This is a genomic window from Streptomyces sp. NBC_00286, from assembly GCF_036173125.1.
Classification (GTDB): Bacteria; Actinomycetota; Actinomycetes; order Streptomycetales; family Streptomycetaceae; genus Streptomyces.
Window position 1 is genome coordinate 4,269,190 of sequence record NZ_CP108054.1, and the last position, 19,962, is coordinate 4,289,151.

Annotated in this window: 20 protein-coding genes; 8 read left to right on the forward strand and 12 right to left on the reverse strand. The window is 68.4% G+C overall.

Translation table 11 applies throughout. The annotated features are described in order from the left end of the window. Positions 1-23: 23 nt before the first annotated feature. The 4 genes from OHT21_RS19270 to OHT21_RS19285 all read right to left on the reverse strand — a co-directional run bounded on the left by OHT21_RS19270 (position 24) and on the right by OHT21_RS19285 (position 5,418). Positions 24-1,481, reverse strand: coding sequence for an aldehyde dehydrogenase family protein (locus OHT21_RS19270; protein ID WP_328769583.1), 1,458 nt, complete (start codon positions 1,479-1,481; stop codon positions 24-26). A gap of 40 nt (positions 1,482-1,521) precedes the next feature. Next, positions 1,522-3,255 (reverse strand): N-acyl-D-amino-acid deacylase family protein, encoded by a 1,734-nt coding sequence (locus OHT21_RS19275; protein ID WP_328769584.1) that lies wholly within the window; start codon positions 3,253-3,255, stop codon positions 1,522-1,524. A 151-nt stretch (positions 3,256-3,406) separates the two neighbouring features. Continuing rightward, positions 3,407-4,525 (reverse strand): LLM class flavin-dependent oxidoreductase, encoded by a 1,119-nt coding sequence (locus OHT21_RS19280; RefSeq protein ID WP_328769585.1) that lies wholly within the window; start codon positions 4,523-4,525, stop codon positions 3,407-3,409. Between the two features lie 116 nt (positions 4,526-4,641). Then, the gene (locus OHT21_RS19285; protein WP_328769586.1) at positions 4,642-5,418 is read right to left on the reverse strand and encodes an SDR family NAD(P)-dependent oxidoreductase; all 777 of its coding nucleotides are present in this window, start codon (positions 5,416-5,418) and stop codon (positions 4,642-4,644) included. A gap of 308 nt (positions 5,419-5,726) precedes the next feature. Here OHT21_RS19285 and OHT21_RS19290 point away from each other — a divergent pair, with 308 nt between their 5' ends. Both OHT21_RS19290 and OHT21_RS19295 read left to right on the forward strand, forming a co-directional pair. Then, positions 5,727-6,473 carry a hypothetical protein gene (locus OHT21_RS19290; protein ID WP_328769587.1) on the forward strand — a complete coding sequence of 249 codons (747 nt, stop codon included), beginning with the start codon at positions 5,727-5,729 and terminating at the stop codon, positions 6,471-6,473. 51 nt (positions 6,474-6,524) lie between these two features. Continuing rightward, positions 6,525-7,346, forward strand: coding sequence for a hypothetical protein (locus OHT21_RS19295; RefSeq protein ID WP_328769588.1), 822 nt, complete (start codon positions 6,525-6,527; stop codon positions 7,344-7,346). A gap of 95 nt (positions 7,347-7,441) precedes the next feature. Here the strand turns inward: OHT21_RS19295 and OHT21_RS19300 are convergent, their stop codons facing one another. From OHT21_RS19300 to OHT21_RS19310, 3 genes are all read right to left on the reverse strand, one after another. Further along, positions 7,442-8,125 carry a response regulator transcription factor gene (locus tag OHT21_RS19300; protein ID WP_328769589.1) on the reverse strand — a complete coding sequence of 228 codons (684 nt, stop codon included), beginning with the start codon at positions 8,123-8,125 and terminating at the stop codon, positions 7,442-7,444. A 349-nt stretch (positions 8,126-8,474) separates the two neighbouring features. Continuing rightward, positions 8,475-9,383 carry an LLM class F420-dependent oxidoreductase gene (locus OHT21_RS19305; protein ID WP_328774148.1) on the reverse strand — a complete coding sequence of 303 codons (909 nt, stop codon included), beginning with the start codon at positions 9,381-9,383 and terminating at the stop codon, positions 8,475-8,477. Between the two features lie 56 nt (positions 9,384-9,439). After that, positions 9,440-10,672 carry an amidohydrolase family protein gene (locus OHT21_RS19310; RefSeq protein WP_328774149.1) on the reverse strand — a complete coding sequence of 411 codons (1,233 nt, stop codon included), beginning with the start codon at positions 10,670-10,672 and terminating at the stop codon, positions 9,440-9,442. Positions 10,673-10,962: 290 nt separating this feature from the next. On the opposite strand from OHT21_RS19310, the gene OHT21_RS19315 reads away from it, so the two are divergent. After that, positions 10,963-13,923: an AfsR/SARP family transcriptional regulator gene (locus tag OHT21_RS19315; RefSeq protein WP_328769590.1), complete on the forward strand. Its 2,961-nt coding sequence runs from the start codon at positions 10,963-10,965 to the stop codon at positions 13,921-13,923. A 229-nt stretch (positions 13,924-14,152) separates the two neighbouring features. Next, on the forward strand, positions 14,153-14,365 hold the full coding sequence (locus OHT21_RS19320; protein WP_328769591.1) for a hypothetical protein: 213 nt from the start codon (positions 14,153-14,155) through the stop codon (positions 14,363-14,365). 152 nt (positions 14,366-14,517) lie between these two features. Here OHT21_RS19320 and OHT21_RS19325 read toward each other — a convergent pair whose 3' ends face one another. From OHT21_RS19325 to OHT21_RS19340, 4 genes are read right to left on the reverse strand one after another with little or no spacing between them, the layout of a single operon-like run. Continuing rightward, complete coding sequence (locus OHT21_RS19325) at positions 14,518-14,889, reverse strand: fic family toxin-antitoxin system, toxin component (RefSeq protein ID WP_328769592.1); 372 nt, start codon at positions 14,887-14,889, stop codon at positions 14,518-14,520. Then, complete coding sequence (locus OHT21_RS19330; RefSeq protein WP_328769594.1) at positions 14,886-15,104, reverse strand: hypothetical protein; 219 nt, start codon at positions 15,102-15,104, stop codon at positions 14,886-14,888. The genes OHT21_RS19325 and OHT21_RS19330 overlap by 4 nt, the downstream gene beginning before the upstream one ends. 40 nt (positions 15,105-15,144) lie before the next feature. Further along, positions 15,145-15,522 carry an ATP-binding protein gene (locus OHT21_RS19335; RefSeq protein WP_328769595.1) on the reverse strand — a complete coding sequence of 126 codons (378 nt, stop codon included), beginning with the start codon at positions 15,520-15,522 and terminating at the stop codon, positions 15,145-15,147. Then, complete coding sequence (locus OHT21_RS19340; RefSeq protein WP_328769596.1) at positions 15,519-15,749, reverse strand: hypothetical protein; 231 nt, start codon at positions 15,747-15,749, stop codon at positions 15,519-15,521. The genes OHT21_RS19335 and OHT21_RS19340 overlap by 4 nt, the downstream gene beginning before the upstream one ends. Before the next feature lie 146 nt (positions 15,750-15,895). On the opposite strand from OHT21_RS19340, the gene OHT21_RS19345 reads away from it, so the two are divergent. From OHT21_RS19345 to OHT21_RS19360, 4 genes are all read left to right on the forward strand, one after another. Then, complete coding sequence (locus OHT21_RS19345; protein WP_328769597.1) at positions 15,896-16,747, forward strand: helix-turn-helix domain-containing protein; 852 nt, start codon at positions 15,896-15,898, stop codon at positions 16,745-16,747. Next, a complete protein-coding gene (locus tag OHT21_RS19350) occupies positions 16,728-16,937 on the forward strand; it encodes a DUF397 domain-containing protein (RefSeq protein ID WP_328769598.1) in 210 nt (69 codons plus the stop codon). The genes OHT21_RS19345 and OHT21_RS19350 overlap by 20 nt, the downstream gene beginning before the upstream one ends. After that, the gene (locus OHT21_RS19355; RefSeq protein WP_328769599.1) at positions 16,938-17,138 is read left to right on the forward strand and encodes a DUF397 domain-containing protein; all 201 of its coding nucleotides are present in this window, start codon (positions 16,938-16,940) and stop codon (positions 17,136-17,138) included. 749 nt (positions 17,139-17,887) lie between these two features. Continuing rightward, positions 17,888-18,130 (forward strand): hypothetical protein, encoded by a 243-nt coding sequence (locus tag OHT21_RS19360; RefSeq protein WP_328769600.1) that lies wholly within the window; start codon positions 17,888-17,890, stop codon positions 18,128-18,130. Between the two features lie 129 nt (positions 18,131-18,259). On the opposite strand, the gene OHT21_RS19365 is transcribed toward OHT21_RS19360, so the two are convergent. Then, positions 18,260-19,888: a fatty acid--CoA ligase family protein gene (locus OHT21_RS19365; protein WP_328769601.1), complete on the reverse strand. Its 1,629-nt coding sequence runs from the start codon at positions 19,886-19,888 to the stop codon at positions 18,260-18,262. Positions 19,889-19,962 lie beyond the last annotated feature (74 nt).

Consider the following 19,962-nt stretch of genomic DNA (forward strand, 5'->3'; position numbering starts at 1 on the left):
GCGGCCGGGTGGCGCGGTCCGCGTCATCCCGGCCACACGATCGACTGCACCTCGCTGTACGCATGCAGCGCGTACGAACCCACGTCCCTCCCCACCCCGCTCTTCTTGAAGCCCCCGAACGGGGCCTCCATGTTCCGCCCGACCGTGTTGACGCCGACACCGCCCGCGCGCAAGCGGCGGGCCACCCGGAATGCGCGTGCCACGTCCCCCGACCACACGTAGTCGATGAGGCCGTAGTCGCTGTCGTTGGCCAGCTCGACACCCTCCTCCTCGTCATCGAAGGGGATGACCACGACCACCGGGCCGAAGATCTCCTCCCGGGCGACCCGCATGTCGTTCGTGCAGTCCGTGAGGAGCGTGGGAGCGACGTAGAAGCCCGTGTCGTACGCAGGGCGCTCGCCGCCCGCGACCACCCGCGCACCCTCCTTGCGACCCAGCTCGACGTACGACTCGACGCGATCCCGGTGTGCCGCCGAGATCACCGGGCCCACGACCGTGCCCTCGGCGCGCGGATCGCCCACCTTCAAGTAGCCCGCGTACGAGGCGAGTTGGTCGACCACGCGGTCGTACACCGCCCGCTGCGCGAGCACCCGCGTCGGTGCCGTACAGATCTGCCCGCTGTAGAAGGAGAAGGTCGTCCCGATCCCCCGTACCGCCGACGCCACGTCCGCGTCGTCGAAGACGATCGCCGCGCCCTTGCCGCCGAGCTCCATGAGCTGGCGTTTCATGTCGCGCCCGCACACCTCGGCGATGCGCTGTCCGACCGCCGTCGAACCGGTGAAGCTGACCATGTCCACGTCACCCGAGTCGACGGCCGCCTCACCGACCTCCGCCCGCGAGCCGCTCACCACGTTCACCACACCCGGTGGCACTCCCGCCGACTCCAGCGCCTCCGCCATCCGGTAGACCGACAGCGGGTCCTGGGGCGCGGGCTTCACCACCACCGTGTTGCCCATCGCCAGGGCCGGGGCGATCTTGCCGGCCGGGTTCGCCCAGGGGTTGTTGTACGAGGTGATGCAGGTGACGACGCCCACCGGCTGGCGTACGGCCAGCGCGCCCATGACGGCCGCCTTGCCGAACGGGCCCGCCTCGTTGATCTGCGGGACCAGCGCCTCCTCGACCGGCTCCAGCGCGCCCTTCGCGTACCGCCGGAAACGGGCCGCGCCCACCCCCACCTGCATCCCACGCGCCGTCCCGGTCGTGGCACCGCTCTCCGCCTGGGCGAGTTCGGCGTACGGGACGAGGTTGCGCTGGATGATGTCCGCCGCCCGGTCCAGGATCGCCGCACGCTCCGAAGGGGACGTACGTGACCACGGCCCGAAGGCCTCGCGAGCCGCGGCCGCCGCCGCGAGCACCTGATCCCGCGAGGCCTCCGGCGCCAGCCCGACGACCCCCTCGGTCGCCGGGTCGACCACCTCGTAGTGCCCGCCGTCCGGCTCGACCCACGAACCGCCGATGAACAGCCGCTGCTCGTCCGTCACTCCGTACTCACCTCGGTACGCACCTCGCTACTCGCCTCGGTCACTTGGTGCTCACCGTCCGCGTGTCCCGGCCCGACCGCAGCACCTTCCCCGGCACCGCCCCCGTCACCTCATCCCCGCGAATCGCCTCGACCCCGTTCACCCAGACCGCCGTGATCCCGATCGCCTTGGAGTCCAGCCGCGGGCTGTCTCCCGGCAGGTCGTGCACCAGCGTGGCCGTACCGGCGTCGATGCGTTCCGGGTCGAACAGGACGAGGTCGGCATGCCACCCCTCGGCGATCCGCCCGCGTTCCCGCAGGCCGAAGAGCTGGGCGGGATCGTCGGTGAGCATCTGCACGGCCTGCTCCAGCGTCGCGAGCTTCCGCCCGCGCAGACAGTCCCCGATGAACCGCGTCGTGTACGGCGCCCCGCACATCCGGTCCAGATGCGCCCCGGCGTCGGACCCGCCCAGCATCACGTCCTCGTGCTGCCAGGTCTCGGCGCGCAGCGCCCAGGAGGCGGGGTCGTTGTCGGGCGGCATGGGCCAAAGGACCGTACGCATCTGGTCGTTGGCGCAGATCTCGACGATGCACTCGAAGGGTTCCTGGCCGCGCTCGGCCGCGATGTCCCGTACGACACGGCCGCTCAGCCCCTCGTTCTCCGGACTGTACGTATCCCCGATGACGTAGCGCCCGAAGTCGGCGAGCCGGCGGAAAACGCCCGCCTCCTTGCTGTCCGCGCGGCGCAGCATCTCGGTCCGTACGTCCTTGTCGCGGAGTTTCGCGATCCGCTCGGGCACCGGCAGGCCGAGGATCTCGCCCCAGCCGGGGATCAGGTTGAGCGCGCAGAAGGTACCGAGCGACATGTTCATCGGCGTGAGGATCGGCATCGTCAGCGCGATGATCCGGCCACCGGCCTTACGGGCACGCTCACTTGCCGCCAGCTGCCGCGGTACGCGCTCGGGGACGGACGCGTCGATCGTCAGGACGTTCCAGTTCAGGGGCCGACCCGCCGACGCACTCATCTCCACGAAGAGATCGATCTCGTCATCACTGAACTGATCGAGGCACCCCGCCACAATGGCCTCGATCTGCGTGCCTTCGTGCTCCGCGACGGCCCGGGACAGGGCAAGCAGCTCGGCCGGTTTCGCATGCCGCGAGGCGACGGGCTTCCCGTCCCCGTCGGAGTGCGAGGAGGACTGGGTGGTCGACAGCCCCCAGCCTCCCGCGTCCATCGACTCATGGAACAGCCGCAGCATGTCTGCCATTTGACTCTCGGAAGGCTGCCCACCCACAGCATCGGGCCCCATCACATACCGCCGCAACGCACAATGCCCCACCATGAACCCCGCGTTGACGGCAATCCGCCCTTCAAGAGCATCGAGATACTCCCCAAACGAATGCCAACTCCAAGGCGCCCCCTCCTCAAGCGCCACGAGTGACATCCCCTCCACCTTGGACATCATCCGCCGCGTGTAGTCGGCGTCGTCGGGCCGAGAGGGGTTCAGGGGCGCGAGCGTGAAGCCACAGTTCCCGCCGGCGACGGTAGTCACCCCGTGGTTGAGGGAGGGAGTCGCGTACGGATCCCAGAAGAGCTGAGCGTCGTAGTGGGTGTGGGGATCGACAAAGCCGGGGGCGAGAACGAGCCCGGCGGCGTCCTCGGACGTCCGGGCCTCCTCGCTGACCGCTTTACCGATGACGGCGATACGACCGTCACGTATGCCCACGTCGGCGGTGTACGCGGGCTTTCCCGTCCCATCCACGACGGTCGCACCCTTGATCAGATGGTCGAGCATGGCGCATACCTCCTCAGCCGCTCTGGGCTACTTGTCAAAGTTCGGTGCGGTACCGCGCCCCTTCAGGGGCGCGGGGAACTGCGCGACCAGCCACAAACGGCCCGCGCCCAAAGGACGAACCGCAGCTCCCCGGCTCAACCCAGCGGAGCGATCACGCGGCTTGCCGGAACCGCAAGGTTCGATGCACCGGATCCGTATCGATCTTCGGAATCACGTGCTCCCCGACAAGCCGAATCGTCTGCAACGTGTCCTCCCGCGAGATCCCGATCGGCAGCCCGAACGACAACTGATCGGCCCCGGCCTGCTCCCACCTCTTGCACTGCGTGAGCACCTCATCCGGATCCCCGCAGATCAACAACTCCTCAGCGATGAGATGCTCGATGATCTCCTCGCTGAACTCAGGAAGCGTCTCCGGCCAGACAGGGAACCCCTCCGGCCGAGGAAACGTGTCGTGGTACCGGAACACCAGCGACTGCAGATAGTGCAGATTCCCGCCGGCGGCAATCCGCACCGCCTCCTCATGCGTAGGCGCACAGACAGCCGTGGACGTCACCATGACGTTGTCGTTGACGAACGCACCCACCGGCTCCGCCTCGACCACCGCCGTCTTGTACTGCTCCAGCACCCACTCCATGTCGGAGACCTTCTGCACGCTGAAGCCGAGCACGCCCAGCCCCTTACGGGCGGCCATGGCGTACGAGGGCGGGGACCCGGCCGCGTACCACATGGCGGGGTGCGCCTTCCCGTACGGCTTGGGGAGGACCTTGCGCGGCGGCAGCGACCAGTGCTTGCCCTGGAACCCGACGTACTCCTCCTGGAGCCACATCTTCGGGAACTCGGCGATGGTCTCTTCCCAGATCTCCTTGGTGTAGTTCATGTCGGTGACGCCGGGGATGAAGCCGAGGATCTCGTGCGAACCCGCGCCCCGCCCGCTGCCGAACTCGAAGCGGCCCTCGGAGAGATGGTCGAGCATCGCGACCTTCTCGGCGACCTTCACGGGGTGGTTGACCTGGGCGAGGGGGTTGAAGATCCCCGAACCCAGATGGATCCGCTCGGTGGCGTGCGCCAGATACCCGAGGAAGACCTCGTTCGCCGAGAGGTGCGAGTACTCCTCCAGGAAGTGGTGCTCGGACGCCCAGGCGTACTTGAAGCCGGACTTGTCCGCCTGGATGACGTACTCGGTCTCCTCCATCAGCGCCTTGTGCTCGGCGAGCGGATCGGTCTCGGCCCGCTTGCCCACGTATCCCTGTACAAAGAGCCCGAATTCCAAGGAGGTTCACCGTCCCCAACATCGGCTTGAAGCGGATCTGACGGAGCGTCAGTTCTGCTGCGCAGACTGTCGCACCGCACCCGCGAAGGGTCAATAGCTCACGAGACGTCAGGACGTCAGAGCACGCTGACCCCGGCCAGCCAGCCCCCGTCGATCACGAAGGGCTGCCCCGTGATGTACGAGGAGTCGTCGCCGGAGAGGAAGAGGACCAGCCGCGCCACCTCCTCCGGCTGCCCGATCCGCCCGAGCGGCACCCGCTTGCGGTACAGCCGGTCGATGCCGGCCGCGGCCTTCTCGGCGTCCTCGTCCGGGTTGAGCTGGGCCGGGTTGCTCATGGCGGTGTCGATCGCGCCCGGACAGACGGCGTTGACGCGGATACCCTTCCCGGCCAGCTCCAGCGCGGCCACCCGCGTCAGCCCGACGATCGCGTGCTTGGTCGCCGCGTACGCGCCGATCCAGGCCATGCCCGTCATCCCCGCGTACGAGGCGGTGTTCACGATCGTGCCGCCGCCCGCCGCCTCGATCTCGGGCGCGACGGTCTTGATGCCGAGGAAGACCCCGACCTGGTTGACCTGCACGATCTGCTGGAACTCCTCGAGCGGGGTGCTGACCAGCTCGTTGAAGCGCAGGATCCCGGCGTTGTTCACCAGCCCGTCGATCCGCCCGTGCGCCTCCTTGGCCACGGCCACCGCCGACTGCCAGTCGGCCTCCTGGCTCACGTCGAGGTGCACGTACCGCGCGCCCAACTCCTTGGCCAGCGCCTCCCCTTGATCGTCCAGTACGTCCCCGATGACGACCTCGGCGCCCTCCGCGACGAAGAGCCGCGCCTCCTGCTCACCCTGGCCGCGCGCGGCACCGGTGATGAGGACGACGCGTCCGTCGAGCTTGCCCATGGGTTTCTCCTTCAGCGGTGGAGGACGCGCGTTGACTGTGTTCCTGATGCCTCGTCACACGCGTGGCGACAGCCCCCATGGTCTTAGCTGACGAGGCGTCAGGCAAGGGTTGGCGGCTTCGGTGGGGACAGCACGGCGCTCATTGGGGCAAGGGGTGATGGCGTTCGAGGCGTGTGGCAATGGACACGCCAAGTAACCGGCCGGTAGGGACATTTGACTCTGTCGGGGCCACGAAGCGATCGCCAATATTTCTCAACGGGAAGGCAAAGGAACTCCCAACAAATCCCCCCTCAAGGAGAGGCCAGGCCGTGGCCAAGAGGCGATTCAAGAACAAGAAGATCCGGTACGTGGCGATCGGCGCGGCGATCACGACAGGTGCCGCCGTTGCCACCGTTCTCCTGCCGTCGGCCAACGCCGCCGAGGAGAAGACGCCGGAACAGATCATCAGGCTGTGCGAGAGGACCAAGGTCCTCAACGGCGAGAAGCAGTCCCTCGAAGACTTTGGTGGCCATGGGATCGCCGGCCCCACTTTCGAGTCCGACACCTGCGACTTCGTCGAGGCGAAGGAGCTGGAGTTCTTCGACGGCCCCACGGAGAAGGTCTCGATCGACTTCCCGAACTGCGAGCCCAACTCCACCAAGCCGACGGAGGCCGAGTTCAAATGGACAGCGACCGTGGGCCAGGGTGAGGGCAAGTACACCGCGACACAGCAAGGTGCCGGTGGAGGGCTCTTCGGCGCCCTGAGCGGGTCCTGGCTCAAGCACAAGGGAACGACCGACATCACCGTCGATACGGTCACCGCCAGCGACAGCGAAAAAATACCTGTTCCGGTCGGCAAAGTCCTCCACATGGAGTTCACGCCGAAGATGCAGCGCATGACGGGCGAATGGCGCGTGAAGATCAACGCCCGTGAGGCGACCACCACCACCAATGCCGTCCCCGAGCAGAACTACACGGCGTCGGAAGTCGTCGAGGGACCCGTCATTCTGCCGGGAGCGGCCGGCGCTCCCGGAATCGCGGACGGGACTCCCGACCCCGTCTTTACCGATTGCTGACGGACGCCCGCAGCCCAACCCCCCGCACTTCCCCCCTCAAGGAGACGCACCATGACACGCAGCAGTCGCAAGGGAAATCACCGGAGCAGGAAGAAGCGCATCACCTTCATGCTGGCTCCAGTGGTGGCCGCCGGCGTGGCCGTTCCGCTGATGTACTCGGCGGGTGCCGCCACCCCCTCCGAAGTGTCCAGGGACTGCGCGGAGGACGCCGCCACCCTGGAGAACTGCGAATTCGTCGACGTCCAGGTCAAGAGGAACAACCTGGGGCCCAACAAGCGCGTTTCCACCCCGTCCAACAACTGCGGGTTCACCACCGAACGTGAGAAGTCCTTCGGCGTGGCCACGTCCGTGACGAGGTTCATCACGCTCGAAGACGGCTTCGTCGCCGCCGCCGACTCGAAGCTGGGGAACTCGTTCTTCGAGATCGGCGCCAAGTTCAACACGACGGAGTTCAACCTCACGCGTGACGACAAGGGGACCGGCTTCGACTTCACCCTGCCGGGCACGGTGATGCCCGACCACATCGGCTTCTTCATGTGGTCCGAGAAGCGCACCGACGTGAGCGGATACCTCAGGGCCACGTACAAGGAGGAGCAGAACGGCCAGAAGGTGTTCTTCTCCCCCAGTGAGGGCGGCACGAGCGTGCACGTCTTCTATCCGCAGCTCCTGAAGAACGGCACTCCTGACGGCCGTCTCTGGATACGCAACGTGAAGTGCGGTACGCCGGAGGCCGAGGAATTCCAGGACAGCAGCAGCCCGCAGAGCGCCGAGATCGCCGAGATCCGCGCCGAGTCGGAGCAGCCCGGATTCGGCAAGGGCGGCGCGAACATCACGGACGTCGAGGTCCCGCTGTCGGAGATCCCGGCGCCGTAGCTCGTCGGCGGACGGCGACAGCCGACGGCGACACACGGAGCACAACCGGCCCCCGCGCGCACGCGGGGGCTTCTTCCGTGGCCGTCACGGCAACGTCAGCTCGGGGACCCCAGGCTGTCGCCCTGCCTGATGCCCTGCCTGACGCCCAGCCAGCGCAGGACCGCGTCCGTACTCCCCCGGGCGTCGAGCTTGGCGTAGATGTTGCTGAGGTTGTTGCGGACGGTCTTCTCGGTCAGCCTCAGCCGCACGCCGATCTCCTGCGCGCCCAAGCCCGTGGACAGTAACTCCATGATCTGGAGCTCGCGGGGCGAGAGCAGGGCCCTCAGTCGTTGCCGGGCGTCGTCGCGCGGGGGCGCCATCCGTTGCGCGCACTCCCTGAGGGCCGCGCACGCCGCCGGCGAGAGATAGGTGTGGCCGGTCGTGGCTCCTACGACCGCCGCGGAGAGCATGCAGGTGCAGTAGTCGCCTTCGACCAGGTAGCCGGCTCCGCCGCGGAAGACGTCGACGATCGTCTCGGGGTCACGGTCGGGGCTGATCACGATCACTGATGCGTTCATGTCACCCATAAGGCTGAGCAGCCGCGGGAAGGCGTCCACCGGGTTCTCGCAGGGCAGCACCACGACGTCCACGGCGTCGGCGTGCTCGCGCAGCGCTTGATGGGGCTCGGGCGCGTGCACCACTCGGCCCACGTACGGATCGTCCGGGGCCGGCCAGTCGTCATGCGGCCAGTCATCCTCGGCACAGGCCAGGACGACGGTCAGTCTCCGGGAAAAGCCCACGGGAACGAGGGGATGGGGGGAGTGATTCGCGGTGCTGACGTGCCTGGAAGATCGCATTTCGCGGGTCCTTCAGCCGAAGTCGTGACGTCATTACGTACGGGGCTCGGCGTGGACCTGTTCAAATCTTCAAAGAATTCCTGTCATGCTGTCTGACAGGTCGCTCCGCTGGGTTGGGGCGGGGCGACTGAGCAGAGGGTGCTGCAAGTTGTTTGTCGGCTGACGGCTCGTTGTGGTTGCTCGCGCCCCGCGGCGGAGCCGCACATGTCACAGCCCCGCGTCCCTGAGGTCCGTGCGTGGGTCGGGGACGCGGGCCGGTAGGAGGGTGCCGGGTATCGAGGGTGTGGGCTTTTCAGGGTTGGAGTTGGGGGGCCACCTCCGAGCCGAACGTGTGCATCTGGTCCGTCAGTTCGGTCCGGCTGCGGGAGCGGAACCGTACCTGGATCTGGTGAACGCCCATTGCCTGGTACGCCCGTAGCGACTCGGCCAGCGCTTCGGGAGGGCCGGAGAGAGTGCGACGCCCGACGTCCCACCCCGGCTCCCCCACGTAGAGCGGCTCGGTGATGGCGCCGACGACGACCGGCTCGGCGACGCCCGCCTCCTCCCGTATCCGCTTCAGTTGGGCGATCTGGGACGGGAGTCGGTCCCGCGGATCCCCCTGGGGCAGCCACCCGTCCCCCTTGACCGCGGCCCGGCGCAGGGCGGCGGGCGAGGAACCGCCGACCCAGATGGGTACGTGAGCCTGCGTCGGCCGGGGCCGCTGACCGAGCCCTTCGAAGTCGTACAACTTCCCGTGATGCTCAGGGAATTCGTCGGGGCCCAGGGCAGATCGCAGCGCGTCGATGCTCTCGTCGAGTACGGGTCCGCGACGCTCGAAGTCGACCCCGAGCGCCTCGAACTCCTCCTGTACGTGGCCGGCGCCGACGCCGAGGATCAAGCGGCCCCCGCTCAGGTGGTCGAGGGTCGCGTACTGCTTGGCCGTGATGAGCGGGTGCCGGAGTCCGACCACGGCGACATGGCTGAGCAGGCGTACGCGCTCGGTGGCCGAGGCCAGGAACGCGAGGGTGGCGACGGGGTCGTACCAGACGGTGCTCATCGCGGACGCGAGCCGGCGCGGGATGGCGACGTGGTCGCAGCTCGCGATGTACGCGAAGCCGGAGCGGTCGGCGGTACGGGCGATCTCGACGAGGTCGTCAGGACCGGCCGCCGCCTCCCACGCCTCGGCGTAGATCGTGCTCTGCGACTGGATCGGGAGCTGCATCCCGTACTGCGGTCCGTGCTGCGGTCCGTGCTGCGGTCCGTGCTGCAGTCCGATGCTCAACTGGCACCGCCCGGTCCGGCCCAGAGCCCGTCCGCCGTCAGCCCCAGCAGCTCGATCGCGTTCCGCCGTACGATCCGGTCGACGACGTCCGCGTCCAGGTGCCCCATCTGCGCCTCGCAGACCTCGCGGGACTTGGGCCAGGTGGAGTCGGAGTGGGGGTAGTCGGTCTCGTAGAGCACGTTCGGGACGCCGATCGCGTCGAGGTTCTTCAGGCCGAAGGCGTCGTCGAAGAAGCAGCCGTAGACGTGCTCGGCGAAGAGTTCGGAGGGCGGGCGGTGGACCTTGTCGGCGACTCCGCCCCAGCCGCGGTTCTCCTCCCAGACGACGTCCGCGCGCTCCAGGATGTACGGGATCCAGCCGATCTGGCCCTCCGCGTACATGACCTTGAGGTTCGGGAAGCGTTCGAACTTGCCGCTCATCAGCCAGTCGACCATCGAGAAGCAGCAGTTGGCGAAGGTGATGGTGGAGCCGACGGCGGGCGGCGCGTCCGCGGAGGTGGACGGCATCTTGCTGCTGGACCCGATGTGCATGGCGATGACGGTGCCGGTCTCGTCGCAGGCGGCGAGGAACGGGTCCCAGTCGTCCGTGTGGACGGACGGCAGTCCGAGGTGCGGGGGGATCTCGGAGAAGGCGACGGCGCGTACGCCGCGAGCGGCATTGCGGCGCACCTCCGCAGCCGCCAGCTCGGCGTCCCAGAGAGGGATGAGCGTGAGCGGTATCAGCCGTCCCTGCGCCTCGGGGCCGCACCACTCCTCGACCATCCAGTCGTTGTACGCGCGCACCCCCAGCAGACCGAGTTCGTGGTCCTTCGCCTCCGTGAAGGTCTGGCCGCAGAAGCGGGGGAAGGTGGGGAAGCAGACGGCGCTCTGGACGTGGTTGACGTCCATGTCGGCGAGGCGCTGCGGGACGTCGTACGAGCCGGGGCGCATCTGCTCGTACGTGATGATCTCGAGCTTGATCTCGTCGCGGGAGTACCCGACGGCGGTGTCGAGGCGGGTGAGGGGGCGGTGCAGGTCCTCGTAGACCCACCAGTCGCCGATGGGGCCGTCGTCTCCGGGGTTGCCCATGACGGGGGCGAACTTGCCGCCCAGGAAGGTCATTTCCTTCAACGGTGCGCGGACAATACGGGGGCCTCGGTCCTGGTACTTCGACGGGAGCCGGTCCCGCCAGACGTTGGGGGGCTCGACCGTGTGGTCGTCCACCGAGATGATCTTCGGGAAGGTCTCCATGGTCTCCATGGGGTCTTACGGTAGCGCTGATCTGACGGGGCGTCAGCTATGCGGGCGCCGTCCCGCCGCGCGTGCGGTCGACGGCTGCCCGGCCGAGCCGTCCCTGTATCCGTAGGCGGTAAGCGGTCTCTAGGTTGAGAGGACCGTGTGAGGGCTATGTGAGACGTTTCAGTCCATGGCATGTCCGCCTGTGATCGGCGTCTCCCACGGCTGACGTATCCGGCGGTCACAAGGCAAACTGGCCTGGTTGTCATGACAGTTCGACAGGGGTTTTCGGCAGGGGGACAGCGATGGACGGTGTACCGCGAGTAGAGCCGCTGGAGCAGGAGCGCCCCGAGAAATCGGCCGCGCCGCTCCGCTTCAGCCTGCTCGGCCCGGTACGCGCCTGGCAGGGCGCGGAGCCACTGCCCACCGGTTCCCCGCAGCAGCGCGCGCTGCTCGCGGCACTGCTCCTGCGCGAGGGCCGTACGGCCACGGCGTCCGAACTGATCGACGCTCTCTGGGGCGAGGAGCCCCCTTCGCAAGCGCTGGCGGCGGTCCGTACGTACGCCTCCCGCCTCCGAAAGGTCCTCGGCTCCGGGGTCCTCGTCAGCGAGTCCGGCGGGTACGCGATCCGCTCGCTCGGCGAGGGAGCGCTCGACCTCGCCCTGGCCCAGGAGTTGGCGGCGGACGCGGAGAAGGCCCGTAATGCCGGGGATCTGTGCCATGCGCGCGTCCTGCTGAACAAGGCGCTGAGCCTGTGGGACGGGGAGGTACTGGCGGGCGTGCCGGGTCCGTACGCGGACACGCAGCGGACCCGGTTGGAGGAGTGGCGGCTCCAACTGGTCGAGACCCGGCTCGACATGGATCTCGAACAGGGCTGCCACGCGGAGGCCGTCTCCGAGCTGACCGCCCTGACGGCGGCCCATCCGCTGCGCGAGCGCCTGCGCGAACTGTTGATGCTCGCGCTGTACCGCAGCGGGCGCCAGGCGGAGGCGCTGGCGGTGTACGCGGACACGCGGCGCCTGCTGGCGGATGAGCTGGGCGTGGACCCGCGGCCGGATCTGAAGGACTTGCAGCAGCGGATCTTGCAGGCGGACCCGGCCCTGGCCGAACCGTCGGCGCCGGTGGAGGAGCCCGCGGCCGCACCGGTGAAACCGGCCCAACTCCCCGCCACCGTCTCGGACTTCACCGGCCGTGCGTCCTTCGTGGCCGAACTGAGCGAGGTGCTGTCGGCGGCGTCGGCGGCCGAGGGCCGGGTGATGGCGGTGTCGGCGTTGGCCGGTATCGGGGGCGTGGGGAAGACGACGCTGGCGGTGCATGTGGCACATCAGGCGCGGTCCGCCTTCCCGGACGGGCAGTTGTACGTGGACCTCCAGGGGGCGGGGGCGCGGGCGGCCGAGCCGGAGACGGTGCTGGGGGCTTTTCTACGGGCCCTGGGGACTGCCGACTCTGCCATCCCGGATTCGCTGGAGGAGCGGGCGGCTCTGTACCGGTCGGTCCTGGACGGGCGGCGAGTGCTCGTGCTGCTGGACAACGCGCGGGACGCCGCCCAGGTGCGTCCGCTCCTGCCCGGTACGGAGGGGTGCGCGGCGCTGGTCACTTCGCGCGTACGGATGGTGGATCTCGCAGGCGCGCATCTGGTGGACCTGGACGTGATGTCGCCCGAGGAAGCGCTGCTGCTCTTCACGAAGATCGTGGGCGAGGAACGGGTGGCTTCGGAGCGGGAGGCCGCCCTGGACGTGGTCGCGGCCTGCGGTTTCCTGCCCCTCGCCATCCGGATCGCGGCGTCGCGGCTGGCCGCCCGTCGTACGTGGACGGTGTCGGTGCTGGCGGCGAAGCTGGGCGATGAACGGCGGCGGCTTGATGAGCTGCAGGCCGGGGATCTGGCGGTGAAGGCCACGTTCGAGCTGGGGTACGGGCAGTTGGAGCCGGCACAGGCCCGGGCGTTCCGGCTGCTGGGGCTGGCGGACGGTCCGGACATCTCGCTGGCCGCCGCCGCGGCCGTACTGGACCTTCCACCGGACGACACCGAGGACTTGCTGGAGTCGCTCGTTGATACGTCGCTGCTGGAGTCCGCGGCGCCGGGTCGTTATCGGTACCACGACTTGGTGCGGCTCTACGCGCGTGCATGCGCGGAGAGGGACGAGCAGCCGCCGAGCGAGCGGGCGGCGGCGATGTCGCGGTTGCTGGACTTCTACCTGGCCACGGCTGCGGGGGTTTACGCGATCGAGCGGCCGGGGGACGGGCTGGTGGACCACTTGGAGCCAACGGTGTACGCGGGGCTCCGGTTCACTGAGGGCGCCGCTGCCCTGGACTGGCTGTACACAGAGGCGGCTTCCTTGTTGGCCTGCGTTCGGCAATCCGCGGGCACAGACAGGCTGCGACGTGCAGTCGATCTCCTGTGGATGGCCAAGGATCTGACCGAATCAGGAGCGAACTCCCACCAGTACGAGGCAACGGCCAGGGCGGCGTGTGAGGCCACACGGGCTGCGGGAGACGTACGTGCGGAGGGTCGAGCACGTACAACCCTCACCAACGTCCTCCTGGTCTCCGGACGTATCGAGCAGGCGGCAGAACAGGCCGAGCTCGCCATGGAACTCGCGGCCTCCGCGGGGGACATCACCGCGAGGAGCTGGGCATCCAACGACCGGGGCATCATGTTCCTGCGACAGCAGCGGTACGTGGACGCCAAGACGCTCTTCGACCAGGCGATAGAGGGCTACCAGGCGGTCGGCAACAGGCTCAATGAAGCAGTCACCCTGGTCAACCTCTCCCGCACCCACCTGGGTATGGGCAACGTCGCGAAGGCGATCGAGATCGCACAGCACGCACTCGCGGTCCACGCCGAGCTTGGCAGGCCGATGCGCCGTGCCAACGGGCATTACGTCCTGGGCATGGCGTTGACCAGAGCCGGACGTCACGCCGAGGCGCTCCGCGAGCTCTCCGACGCCCTGAGCATCTTCAGCGACCATCGACAGCGGCTCTGGGAGGGAACCACCAACTTCCGGATCGCCGAAGCGCATCTCGCCGCCCGTCACCCCGCACGAGCGGCCCAAGGGGCTGAACAGGCGCTCGCCCTGGGCTGCGTCGGCGGCGACTGGATGCGGGGCAACGCCCTGACCCTCCTCGGGCGGGCACTCTCCGCCCTGGGACAGGCAGACCGGGCCCAGGCGTGCTGGCGGGAGGCCCTCAACCTCTACGAAAAGAGCGGCGTCACCGAGGAAGCCGACGAGGTACGCGCGTTGCTCAGGCCTACCGCAGCGGCCTGAGGGCGCCTTGGCAACAGGAGATGCTCCAGTGTGTTGCGGACGTTCAGCATTCGTTTATCGCCGCAAGGCACTGTCATATCTGTCACACCGTCGCGTCGGGGGGCAGACGGTCTGACGAGGAGCCCGACCGGGGGATACGGCTCCGCGACGCCCGTCCGGTGGCCCTCGGGGGAGCAACCGGGCGGGCGTTCCTCACTCCGCACTCACCAGAGAAGAGGAAGTTGAGCACATGACCGAGAAGGCCAAGGACACGGACATCAAGCCGCTGGACAACCAGGCGCCCAGCCAGCCGGTGGCGGACGGGGACGTCAAGCCGCTGGACAACCAGGCGCCCAGCGAGCCGGTGGCGGACGGGGACGCCACCACTCAGGACAACCAAGCGCCCAGCGAGCCGGTGAAGGCGAAGCCGGTCAGGCCTCTGGATAACCAGGCGCCGAGCTGACACTCCAAGTAGCCCATTTCCCGACGGGGATCGGCCGCGGCGGCGCGGAGGGGGAACCGCCGCGGCCGAGGCGTGTCCGATGGGGGTCGAGCCAGGTGGGCTCGACCCCCATCGGCATGCTCGGCCTCGCCCGCCTACACCCTCCGACCACCTCAAACCGCCCAGGTCTTCAGCACCGCCCCAACACTCCGCACCGTACAGCTCTCCTTCTTCAACTCAGCCACCAGCGCGGCGACCCTCTCCTGATCCAGCTTGGACGGCACCCCCGAAGCGACCAGGTAGGCATGGGCCACCGCCACGGCGACCCGTACGTTCGAACGCTCCAGCCACCGCATACGCCCCAGCGAGTGAGCGAGGGCGGCGGCCTTGGCGAAGGCGCCGTGATAGACGTCCTGGCCGACGAGGACGGCCCGGTGACGTTCGACAGCGGCGACGGGCACGCCGTAGTCGTCGATACCCGGATCATCCACGCCGGCCCGCTGGGCGACCTCGAGGAGCCAGGCGATATCCACTTGGACGGTCACGAACCGGACTCCCCTTCCAGCTCGTCGATCAGATCCCCGTACTCGTCGAGCACCTCCTGCGCCGCGGCCATGAAGACCGCACGCACACGCTCGTTGTCGCTACGGATCAGCTGCTCGACGTACTCGTTGACCGGTATCCGCCTCGTTTCCGCAGCCTGCCTGGCCATCTCGGCGGTCTCGTCGTCCATACGGATGTTGATCTGCGTCTTGGCCATGGCCTGAAGGTACCACCTGATACCAACCTGCCGGACGACGTCATTCACCCCCCACCTCGCACCACACCGTCTTGCCCGCCACCCCCTGCTCCACGCCCCACCGCAACGTCACCGCATCAAGCAGCGCCAGCCCCCGCCCCGACTCGTCCTCCCCCGTGGCACACACGAGAACGGGGAGGGAATGCGGCTCGGGGTCGGCCACCTCGACCCGGATCCGGCCGCCGTCCGTACGCTCCACCCGTACGCGGACCGGGGTCCCCTCCCCCACATGCCGGACCACATTGGCGACCAGCTCGGTGACACAGAGCTGGACGTCGGCGCAGGGGGCACCCAGGTGCCGACGGACCGTGCGGCGCAGGTCGGGAACGGCCTTGGGGAGGGCGAGCAGTTCGAGTTCAAGGACCGACGAGGCGTTCACTGCGCGGCCGCCTCTCGGAGTACGGCGGCGAGTTTGCGCGCGGTGGCGGCGTTGCAATTGCCGAGCGCGATCAGTCCGGCCGAGGGCGGGTACGTACCCGCGAAGGTCGGCAGGTCCACGCTCAGGGAGGGGAGCGTGATGCCGTGAGCTGCAAGGGCGGCCTGGAGTTCGCTGACGCAGCGCTCCACGTCGTGGGCGGTGGGGGCCGGAGGTTGCGGGTCTTGCATGGGTACGCCTTTCCATACGTGCAGCGAATGCGCTCTGTGACGATTCAGACACACATTGACGTCAAGAGGCGTACCGTAAAAGAGGTTTGGGCTTCCGGGCGCGAACTGTGGAACTGGGCAAGGCAGTTGTGGATTGGGCGGAAGCCATGGTGCGACGCAAGGACATCGACGGCTCGGAGAGCGTCCCGACCTTCTACGGCAAGGAACTGCGGTGGAAGCGGGAGGAAGCGGGGCTCACGCTTCAGCAGTTGGTCGAGGGGAGCTTCTACGGACAGAGCCACCTCAGCGAGATCGAACGCGGCGAGCGGCGCATGCCGCGCGACCTGGCGCAGCACGTGGACCGGGTCCTGAAGACCGACGGCTTCTTCGAGCGCCGGTGCGAGGACGTACGCAAGGCGCGAAGGCCGGGGCACGCGGAGTACTTCGCGGATGTCGCGGAGATGGAGCAGCTTGCGGAGACGATCGAGGACTGGGCGCCGATGATCGTGCCTGGACTGCTGCAGACGGCTGCGTATGCGCGTGCGATCGTACGGGCGGCCATGCCCTGGGCCTCGGACGACGAGGTCGAGGAGAAGGTGAGCGCTCGGATGGCGCGGGCGGAGCTCTTCAACTCAGAGAATCCGCCGAAGTTCTGGGCGATCCTCGACGAGTCGCTGATCCGTCGCCCGGCCCTCCCGGACGAGCAGATGGCCGAACTGCTGGATCACATCGCTGAGGTGGTCCGGACCACGCATTCCATTCTGCAGATCGTCCCGGAGAAGGCCGCCGCTCACCCGTTCATGATGGGCATGACCAGGATCATGACCTTCCCGGACGCTCCTCCCCTGGTGTACGTCGAGAGCCTGCACAGCGGCCAAGTCATCGACTACCCGGCGCTCGTGAAGCAGTACCGAGAGTCGTACGATCTGCTCAGGGCCGCCGCACTGCCGCCTGAGGCGTCCCTGGCCATGATCGAGGCTGCGGCAGAGGACTATCGAAATGGCAAGCCACGAGATTGATTTGACCGCTGCGCTCTGGCGGAAGAGCAGCTACAGCAACGGCACCGGTGGCGAGTGCGTGGAGGTGGCCCTCGGTCACCCCGGAGCAATCCCCGTCCGCGACTCCAAGTCCCACAACGGCCCCATGCTCCTGATCGGCCCCACCGCCTGGTCCACCTTCATCGCGAACCTCGGGGAACAAGGCGAGTAAATGGCAAGCACCGACTTTGACTTGAGCAAGGCGCGCTGGAGGAAGAGCAGCTATAGCAACGACACCGGCGGTGATTGCGTAGAGGTAGCCCTCAACCTCCCCGGAGCAATCCCCGTCCGCGACTCCAAGTCCCACAACGGCCCCGTACTCCTGCTCAGCCTCGCCGCCTGGTCCGCCTTCCTCTCGAACCTCAAGAAGTAATTGATGCGATGAAGGAGCGGGGCGGTCGTTGCGGGCCGTCCCAGCTCAGACCCGTCGGCCTGAACCCGCCCTGGTTGCTTCGGAGTTGCGGCGATGCGGCCGCCCGCCCCGGGCTCCGTACCGGTTGCGGGAAAATGTGACACTTGACCCCTTCAGTGTCACATTTTCCGTAGCTCGCCTACCCACCCACCGGCCGTCGGCCGCTGAGCCGGCCCGGCGTGCCGGCGAGGCGCGAGCGCGCCCACGCCCTCCGGGTGACCACGTTCCCCAGCCCACCTACCCACCCACCCGGCCGTCGGCCGCTGAGCCGGCCCGGCGTGCCGGCGAGGCGCGAGCGCGCCCACGCCCTCCGGGTGACCACGTTCCCCACCGCACCCTCGGCCGACCTGGGACACCCTTCCTCGGGCCGCCCGCTCGCTTCTCACCCGTGCTGGAACGGCCCGAGTCAAGGGTCGGCCGGAGGCCGATCGGCGTAGCCGACGCGTAGCGCAGCGGAGCGCCCTTTACTCGGGACGTGGAAGCACGACACTGACCAAGAAGCGGGCGGTCCCCACGGGACCTTCATAAGCTGACGTAGGCCCTCACCCGGCGGAAGGTCGGGCAAGTCCGCCGCGCACCCCTCACAAGCAAGTCCGCGATCGCCCTCGCGCTCGAAGCCCCGGCGCTCGGAGCGGACAGAGCTCGCGGCTGGTTGAAGCTCGTCGACCTGAACGCCAAGCTCGCCCGCCGAGACCATCGCACGCCTGCGCATGCACGACGCGGGCCTCCACCCCGAGAGCCAAGCCGAACTCCGTACGCCCAACGGGCGCCGCCGCTACCTGGACTTCCTCTTCCGGGCCGAGGGCCTGGCCGTCGAGATCGAGGGCTACGCCTACCACGGCACCCGCGAGTCCCACCGCCGTGACATCGCCCGGTTCAACGAGATCCACCAGTGCAAGGAAGTCCGGGACGGCCTCGCCACGCTCCGCGGCTCCGTAGCGGGGGGATCTTAGGTTGTCGGCTTCCGCGGGACTGAGCAGAAGTCATCAGCGCTACCGACCCCAACCCCGCTCCACTTGGCTCGCGCGCCCCGTCCCTACAAACTCCCTCAAACCCGCTTCACCGCCCCCGCAATTCCCCCTTCACCGCCCCCGCAATTCCCCCTTCACCACCTTCCCGCTCGCATTCCGAGGCAACTCCCCCACGAACTCCACCACCCGCGGCACCTTGTAGTTCGCCATCTCGCGGCGCGCCCACGCGATCAGGTCGTCCGAGGTCAGGGTCGAGCCGGGGCGGCGTACGACATAGGCCTTGCCCACCTCGCCGAGGCGGCCGTCCGGGATGCCGATCACCGCGACGTCCGCCACGTCCGGGTGGAGGCCGAGGAGTTGCTCGATCTCCGCCGGGTACGCGTTGAAGCCGCCGACGATGAACATGTCCTTGATGCGGTCGGTGATACGGAGGTTGCCCGCGGAATCCAGGACGCCGACATCCCCCGTACGCAGCCAGCCGTCCGGCGTCAGCACGGTGGCCGTCGACTGCGGGTCCTCGAAGTAGCCCTGCATGACGTTGAAGCCGCGAACCAGGACCTCTCCCGGGGTGTCGGGCGGCAGGGCCGCTCCCGTCGGGTCCACGACCTTCACCTCCGTGTCCGGGATCGCCCGCCCCGACGTGGACGCGATCACCGCCGGTTCGTCGCCGCGGCGGCACATCGTGACGATGCCGCTCGCTTCGGAGAGTCCGTACGCGGTCAGGACCGTCCCGACGCCGAGTTCCGTACGGAGGCGTTCCACCAGCCGGAGGGGGACGACGGCGGCGCCCGTCACCACCAGGCGCAGGGCCGAGAGGTCGTACGAGTCTCGGGACGGGTGGTCCAGGAGGGACTGGTGGAGCGTCGGTGGGCCGGGGAGGACCGAGATCCGTTCCGAGGCGATGTTCGCCAGCGCCGTGTCGATGTTGAACACCGGCTGCGGGACCATCGTCGCGCCCCGCATCAGGCAGGCGATGACACCGGCCTTGTAGCCGAAGGTGTGGAAGAAGGGGTTCACGATCAGGTAGCGGTCGCCGGTACGGAGACCTGCCAGGTCGCTCCACACCTCGTACGCCCGCAGGGTCTGCGCATGCGTGATCACCGCGCCCTTGGGACGGCCGGTCGTACCCGAGGTGAAGATGATGTCGGAGGGAGAGTCGGGGGACAGGGCCGCTGAGCGCGCCCGTACCTCCGGCTCCCCCACCCCGTCTCCGCTCGCCAGGAAGTCCTTCCACGTACGGAAGTCGGCGGGCGCGTCGTCCGACAGCACCACCACCTGCTCCAGGCACGGCAGTCCGGGGAGCGGTCCGGCACCGGGCCCTTCCGACGTCGGCCCTTCCGACGTCGGCCCCTCCGAAGCCGCCCTCCGCAACGACGCCACATACGACGTCCCCAAGAACGTCCCCGTCACGAACAACAACCTGGCCCGGCTGCGCTCCAGCACATACGCCGCCTCAGCCCCCTTGAAGCGCGTGTTCAGCGGTACGAGCACCGCCCCGGCCGACACCGCGCCCAGCGCCGAGACGATCCAGTCCAGCGAGTTCGGCGCCCAGATGGCCACGCGGTCGCCGGTCTGGACACCGTTCGCGATACAGGCCGCCGCGGCTCGCTCCACGCGGGCGCCCAGTTCCGCGTAGGAGACGCGCGTACGGCCCTCCACGACCGCCTCGGCGTCCCCGTACCGGTCGGCCGCCGCACGGACCAGCCCCGGGATGCTGCCCCACTCCAGGTCCCCGCGCATCGCAAGCCTCCCCATACCAACAGGCGTACCACTAGCTGACTACCCGTCAGATTAGCTGTAGCCTGACGCACTGT